Genomic DNA, 6,908 nt, shown 5'->3' on the forward strand with positions numbered 1-6,908 from the left:
ACGCTTTGGCGGCTTCTTTCACCGAGGCCGCCAGAGTGTCGATTTTTGCGGTTGAGACACGGCTGGTCGGCCCGGAAACGGACAGGCCGGCAACAACTTCACCGTAGTTGTTGAAGACCGGTGCCGCGATACACCGCATCCCGAGGTTCTTTTCCTCGCCATCGATGGAATAACCGCGGGTTCTGATGTCCTTGAGGTCCTCTTTCAGGGTCGCCGCATCGCAAAGGGTATGTTCGGTGAACCTTTCCAAAGCCTCCTGCGCCAGAAACCGGTCGCACTGATCAGTTTCCATAAACGCCAAAAGAGCCTTGCCTATTCCTGATGCGTGCAGGGGCGACAACGTGCCGGGCGGGAAAAAAGCACGGATATTTGCGTGGGTTTCTACCTGGCTGACAAAAAGAACATGGCTCGATTGCTCGATACCCAGATTGGCGGTCTCACCGGTCTCTTCCATCAGTTTGCGCAGCACCGGCCGGGCCCGTTCCACAAGGCTTGTCCGTCGCAGGAAGCGCGCGCCAATGATGAAAGCACCCGGTCCGATATGCCAGAGTTGCTGTCCCTGATCGAACTCGACAAGTCCACGCGCTTCCAGCGTATAGAGAATGCGATAAAGCGTCGCCGCCGACTCGCCGAGCTGCTCTGAAAGGGCAGACAGCGAAACCCCGGACTGGGTGCTCAGATGCTCGAAAACCGCCATGGCCCGGTCCAATGATTTGATCGTGTTCTGTCCGGATTTGTCGTCCCAGGCGCGTGGGCGCCCACGGGCACGGCGAGCTGAATTCGGATCCACTTTCATCTCTGTCATGAGACACACTCTTCAAAAAACGAAAAATCAATTCATCATATGAAAAATTTATCTATTTGACAATATTGAGTTTTTTCCTTTTCTTCATTTTTGAAAAATTATTTTAAAAAAATTGCGCGTGCGAACCGCCGTCCTTTACTCTTCAGGAAACTGTGAAAGGAAACGGCCATGAGCTTTCAAAACCCTGTTTTCATTCCAGGTCCGACCAATATGCCCGAGGCCCTTCGCAAGGCCTGTGACATGCCGACCCTGGATCACCGGTCTCCGCTCTTCGGAGACATCCTTCAGCCTGCGCTTCAGGGCGTGAAGAAAATTCTGAAGACCGAAGTTGCGGAAGTCTTTGTCTTTCCGTCCACCGGAACGGGTGGCTGGGAAACCGTCATCACCAACACTTTGAGCCCGGGAGACCGGATTCTGGCCGCACGCAATGGCATGTTCTCCCATCGCTGGATCGACATGTGCCAGCGTCATGGACTGAAAGTCGACGTTGTCGAGACACCGTGGGGTGCCGGCCTACCGGCCGACCGTTACGAAGAGATACTGACCGCGGACAAGAACCACGAGATCAAGGCCGTTCTCGCCACGCACAACGAAACCGCGACAGGCGTCAAATCCAACATCGCCGCAGTTCGTCGCGCACTGAATGCGGCCAACCATCCGGCGCTCCTTTTGGTTGACGGTGTCAGCTCCATCGCCTCGATGGATTTCCGCATGGATGAATGGGGCGTCGACGCGGCAGTGACCGGGTCTCAAAAGGGCTTCATGCTGCCTGCGGGTCTCGCCATTGTCGCGATGTCGCCAAAGGCGCAGGCGGCAATCGAAACCGCCAAGCTGCCGCGCACTTTCTTCGATGTCCGCGACATGATGAAGGCCTATGCATCCAACGCATATCCCTATACCCCGGCGGTTGGTCTGTTGAACGGCCTCAAGCAAAGTTGCGACATGCTGCTCGGCGAAGGTCTGGAAAACGTCTTCACCAGGCATCACCGGATCGCCGAAGGGGTACGGGCCGCCGTCCGGGCCTGGGGTCTGGACCTGTGTGCCAAGTCACCCGACGTTTATTCCGACACGGTCAGCGCCATCCGCACCCCGGAGGGTTTCAACGCCACCGACATCGTTACCCATGCAGCCGGGAAATACGGTGTCGCGTTTGGCGTTGGCCTCGGGGAGGTTGCGGGCAAGGTGTTCCGCATCGGCCACCTAGGCAGCCTGACCGACGTCATGACGCTTTCAGGCCTTGCCACCGCAGAAATGGTCATGGCGGACCTGGGGCTGGATATCAAACTCGGCTCCGGTGTTGCCGCAGCGCAGGAATACTATCGCAACGAGGGAGCGATCGCTTCCAAGGAGGCAGCGTGAAAACCGACGCCCTGAACATCAATATCCCGTCCCTTGAGGACATGTTGGTCGCTCACGAGCGGATCAAACCTCATATACATCGCACACCGGTTCTGACCTCGTCCTTCCTGAACGAACTGACCGGCGCCGAGCTGTTCTTCAAATGCGAGAACTTTCAAAAGGCCGGTGCGTTCAAGGTTCGCGGCGCCTCCAATGCCGTTTTCGGCTTGGACGAGGAAACCGCGAAGGCCGGTGTTGCGACACACAGCTCCGGAAACCATGCGCTCAGCCTGTCATACGCGGCCGGGCGCCGGGGAATTCCGTGCCACGTGGTCATGCCACGCACGGCGCCGCAAGCAAAGAAGGACGCGGTTCGCGGTTATGGCGGGATCATTACCGAGTGCGAACCGTCAACCACCAGCCGGGAAGCCGTTTTTGCAGAAGTCCAGGCGAAGACCGGTGCCGAATTCGTCCATCCCTATAACGACCATCGCGTTATAGCCGGTCAGGGAACCTGCTCGAAGGAGTTGATGGAACAGACGGATGGCCTTGATGCCGTGATTGCCCCCATCGGAGGAGGTGGCATGGTTTCAGGGACCTGTCTGACGCTTTCCAATCTGGCTCCCGAGGTCAAGATCTTCGCTGCCGAGCCGGAACAGGCGGACGATGCAGCCCGCAGCTTCCGGGCCGGACACATCATCGCGGATGACGCCCCGCAAACCGTCGCCGACGGCCTGAAGGTCCCGCTGAAAGAGCTGACCTGGCACTTCGTTTCGAACCACGTCACCGACGTGCTGACGGCATCGGAGCAGGAAATCGTAGATGCGATGCGCCTGATCTGGGCCCGGATGAAGATCGTGATGGAACCGTCTTCCGCCGTACCGCTGGCAACCATCTTGAAAAACAAGGACGTCTTCGCCGGCAAGCGCGTCGGCGTGATCGTCACCGGCGGCAATGTCGATTTGAACAAACTGCCCTGGACCCTTTAAGTTAACAAGAGAGACAGACCCCATGAACGCTCATACGAAAGCAGATACCGGTTTGGAAAACTTCGAGGTTGGTTACGACATCCCTGCTCTGCCCGGCATGGACGAAGCAGACATTCAGACCCCGTGCCTGGTGCTCGATCTCGATGCGCTGGAACGCAACATCAAGAAAATGGGTGACTACGCCAAGGCTCATGGCATGCGGCACCGCGTGCACGGCAAGATGCACAAGTCCGTTGATGTTGCCAAATTGCAGGAACGTCTTGGCGGCGCTGTTGGCGTCTGCTGCCAGAAAGTCAGCGAGGCCGAAGTTTTCGCACGGGGCGGCATCAAGGACATACTGGTGTCCAACCAGGTACGCGACCCGGCCAAGATCGACAGGCTTGCGCGTTTGCCGAAACTCGGCGCCCGTACCATCGTCTGCGTCGATGATATTGCCAACGTTGCCGATCTTTCCGCTGCAGCGGAAAAGCACGGTACGACCCTGGAAGTCTTCATCGAGATCGATTGTGGCGCAGGCCGCTGCGGCGTGACCTCAACCGAAGCCGTTGTGGACATTGCAAAGGCCGTCGATGCGGCCCCGAACCTGAAGTTCACAGGCATTCAGGCCTATCAGGGCGCCATGCAGCATCTTGACAGCTATGAGGCACGCAAAGAGAAGCTGGATATCGCCATTGCCATGGTCAAGGATGCGGTTGAAGGCCTGAAGGCGGCCGGCCTTGAACCGGAACTGGTCTCCGGCGGTGGAACCGGCTCTTACTACTTTGAATCCAACTCCGGCGTTTACAATGAGCTGCAATGCGGTTCCTACGCCTTCATGGATGCCGACTATGGCCGCATCCTGGACAAGGACGGCAAGCGGATCGACCAGGGCGAGTGGGAAAACGCGTTTTTCATTCTCACCCAGGTGATGAGCCACGCCAAAGCGGACAAGGCGATCTGCGATGCAGGTCTCAAAGCTCAGTCCGTAGATAGCGGCCTGCCCTTCATCTATGGGCGCAATGATGTCGAATACGTCAAATGCTCCGACGAGCACGGTGTCATCGCCGATGCGCAAGGGGTGTTGAAAGTCGGCGAGAAGCTGAAGCTGGTTCCGGGCCACTGCGACCCGACCGCCAATGTTCATGACTGGTATGTCGGTGTGCGCAACGGCAAGGTTGAATCCGTCTGGCCGGTTTCGGCACGTGGCAAGGCCTACTGAGGTCTGAAGCAGCAGAACCCGATTTCATCATCCCAGATGTAGCAACGCGAAGATCCGGGATCGGAGAGCCAAAACCCTGGAATGGGGCTCTCCGATCCCGGCTCGCGCTTCGCTCGGCCGGGATGTCGACTTTGGTGATTTCTTTCTGAGCGGCCAGATAGACGTGCTGGTTTCGCTCCAAATTATTGGAGACCTAAATGATCATCGTTCCCGAAAAGGAAATTGCCGGGTTGATCGGCCGCGCAGAGGCATTTGATGCAATCGAGAACATCTTTGCGGCCATGTCGAGCGGTGCGGCTTACAATTTTCCGGTCATTCGCGAAGCCATCGGTCACGCGGATGCGCTTTACGGATTCAAATCCGGTTTTGACCGGTCATCACTTGCCCTGGGACTGAAATCCGGCGGTTACTGGCCTGGAAACGCAGAGCGCGGCCTGACCAATCACCAGTCAACCGTGTTCCTGTTCGATGCCGATACCGGCCAGGCGAAGGCGGTGGTCGGCGGCAATCTGTTGACCGCTCTGCGCACGGCAGCTGCCTCTGCCGTCTCAATCAAGCACCTGGCACGGAACGATGCCAAAGTACTCGGTATGATCGGCGCCGGTCATCAGTCCGCCTTCCAGATGCGGGCAGCAGTCGAACAAAGGAATTTCGAGAAAGTCATCGGTTGGAACTTTCACCCGGAAATGCTTTCCCGACTTGAAGAGACCGCCACGGACCTCGGCCTGCCTTATGAATCTGTTGATCTCGACCGAATGGGTGCAGAGGCGGATGTGATCATCTCGATCACTTCGAGCTTCAAACCGATCCTCAAGGGTGGCCAGGTACGCGCCGGCACACATATCGCCTGCATGGGGACCGATACCAAAGGCAAGCAGGAAGTCGATAATGATCTGATCGCCAAGGCGACGCTGTTCACTGACGAAGTCGCGCAATCCGCGACCATCGGCGAGTGCCAGCATGCCGTTGCCGAGGGAATTGTCTCTAAGGACAATATAAATGAGATCGGCGCCGTAATTAATGGTACGCATCGAGGCAGGACGTCGGAAAGCGAGATCACGCTGTTCGATGGCACCGGTGTCGGCCTACAGGATCTTGCCGTTGCCTCAGCAGCCGTGGAACTTGCGATCAAGAATGGCGTCGCAATCGAAGTGGACTTCTGAACAGGTCATCGGAATGCGGATAGTCATCAATGGGTTCGGCCGGATCGGCCGGACCGTTTTGCGTCAGGTGCTCAGCCTGCCTCAGGACGCGGTGGTGGAGGTGGTGCGGATCAACGACATCGCTTCGCTGGAAACATGCGCCTACCTCTTCAAGTATGACAGCGTCTTTGGCCCCTTCCCGGGCGAGGTTTCGATCGGGGAAGACTGCCTGATCATTGATGGGAATGAGATCCTTTTTTCCGCTGAGCCTGACTTGTCTGCCGTCGACCTTTCCGGTGTCGACGTCGTGATGGAATGCACCGGCAAGGCCGATACGATTGAAGTTGCCGGGCGTGGCCTGAAGGCCGGTGCCTCGAATGTTCTGATTTCCGGCCCCTCGGCAGCGGCGGAAATCACACTGGTTCTCGGTGCGAACGAAGAACAGCTCGACGGCCATAAATTGGTCTCCAACGGTTCCTGCACGACAAATGCACTCGCGCCGCTTCTGCGTGGAATTGATGATGCCGTCGGGATCGAGACCGGCCATATGACAACTGTGCACTGCTACACCGGCAGCCAGCCAATGGTGGACGCGCCGCGCGGCCCATTGGAGCGCAGCAGGGCCGGTGGTGTCTCCATGGTTCCGACCACGACAAGCGCCACCAAACTTGTCGGCAGGGTCCTGCCGCAACTGAGCGGCAAAATCAGCGGTGCCGCTGTCCGGGTTCCGGCAATCAGCGTTTCCGCGGTCGACCTGACCCTGACGCTGACACGTTCTGTTGGAGGTCCTTTCAATGATCTGCTTCGGGAGATTTTTGCCGAAAGCCGATTGGTCGGCTTCATCAACGACCGGGTGGTCTCGACCGACATGCGGGCCCGGCCGGAATCACTGGTTGTCGCCCTTCACGAAACCCTGGCAGTCGGAGATCGGCAAGTTCGGATCTTCGGCTGGTACGACAATGAATGGGGCTTTTCAGCGCGCATGATCGACATGGCGCGGCTGATGACGACACGGTAAGAAGCCCGTCATTTCATGTTGTTTGTCGTCCCGGTTTGACGTCGCAGCGTCAAGACCGGGATCCAGTACCCCACAGTATCCTGGCTCAATCTCAAAACTCTGATGGTTACTGGATCCCTGCTTACGCAGGGATGACAACCAGTCACAAACTGAATTGGATCATCCCGGACGAAGGCAAAGCCGATACAAAAAAAGGGCCGCATGCGCGGCCCTTCAGTTCTTTCATTTGCCGGATCTTCAATTTGTCTCTTCGTGCGGAAGCGAGCCCAGGCCATGGCCGGCCATACCGCCCGAGACCTCGTCGGTTGATTCCTCGGTCAGCTCTTCCGGCAGCACCAGGTTGAGTACGATGGCGATTGCCGCTGCCGGCAGCAGGCCACTGGTCAGGAGGATGCGCGCAGTATCAGGCACATATTGC

General features: G+C 57.7%; 6 protein-coding genes and 1 pseudogene. 5 read left to right on the top strand and 2 right to left on the bottom strand.

Features of this window, described 5'->3' with window-relative positions; translation table 11 throughout:
* The coding region (bhcR, locus tag K5905_RS23475) for an HTH-type transcriptional regulator BhcR (protein ID WP_297588475.1) at positions 1-805 on the bottom strand (805 nt) is incomplete at its 3' end.
* Positions 806-973: 168 nt separating this feature from the next.
* Between bhcR and bhcA the strand changes: the two genes are divergently transcribed.
* The 5 genes from bhcA (at position 974) to K5905_RS23500 (ending at position 6,490) form a co-directional block, all read left to right on the top strand.
* A complete protein-coding gene (gene bhcA / locus K5905_RS23480; RefSeq protein WP_297588478.1) occupies positions 974-2,164 on the top strand; it encodes an L-aspartate--glyoxylate aminotransferase BhcA in 1,191 nt (396 codons plus the stop codon).
* Between the two features lie 17 nt (positions 2,165-2,181).
* The gene (gene bhcB, locus K5905_RS23485; protein ID WP_297588486.1) at positions 2,182-3,132 is read left to right on the top strand and encodes a beta-hydroxyaspartate dehydratase BhcB; all 951 of its coding nucleotides are present in this window, start codon (positions 2,182-2,184) and stop codon (positions 3,130-3,132) included.
* 22 nt (positions 3,133-3,154) lie between these two features.
* Entirely contained in the window at positions 3,155-4,330 is a 1,176-nt protein-coding gene (bhcC, locus tag K5905_RS23490; protein ID WP_297588480.1) for a 3-hydroxy-D-aspartate aldolase BhcC, read from the top strand.
* Between the two features lie 197 nt (positions 4,331-4,527).
* Positions 4,528-5,493: an iminosuccinate reductase BhcD gene (gene bhcD / locus K5905_RS23495; protein WP_297588482.1), complete on the top strand. Its 966-nt coding sequence runs from the start codon at positions 4,528-4,530 to the stop codon at positions 5,491-5,493.
* On the top strand, positions 5,465-6,490 hold the full coding sequence (locus K5905_RS23500; protein ID WP_297588484.1) for a glyceraldehyde 3-phosphate dehydrogenase NAD-binding domain-containing protein: 1,026 nt from the start codon (positions 5,465-5,467) through the stop codon (positions 6,488-6,490). Before bhcD ends, K5905_RS23500 begins: the two co-directional genes overlap by 29 nt.
* Positions 6,491-6,727: 237 nt before the next feature.
* Here K5905_RS23500 and K5905_RS23505 read toward each other — a convergent pair.
* Positions 6,728-6,908: pseudogene (locus K5905_RS23505) on the bottom strand (purine permease); the annotation flags it as partial.

This window comes from Roseibium sp. (genome assembly GCF_025698965.1).
Classification (GTDB): domain Bacteria; phylum Pseudomonadota; class Alphaproteobacteria; order Rhizobiales; family Stappiaceae; genus Roseibium.

Excerpts from the sequence above, each read along its gene's own strand:
- bhcC (WP_297588480.1), top strand. The coding sequence starts at position 3,155 with ATGAACGCTCATACGAAAGCAGATACCGGTTTGGAAAACTTCGAGGTT.
- K5905_RS23500 (WP_297588484.1), top strand. The coding sequence starts at position 5,465 with ATGGCGTCGCAATCGAAGTGGACTTCTGAACAGGTCATCGGAATGCGG.
- bhcD (WP_297588482.1), top strand. The coding sequence starts at position 4,528 with ATGATCATCGTTCCCGAAAAGGAAATTGCCGGGTTGATCGGCCGCGCA.
- bhcA (WP_297588478.1), top strand. The coding sequence starts at position 974 with ATGAGCTTTCAAAACCCTGTTTTCATTCCAGGTCCGACCAATATGCCC.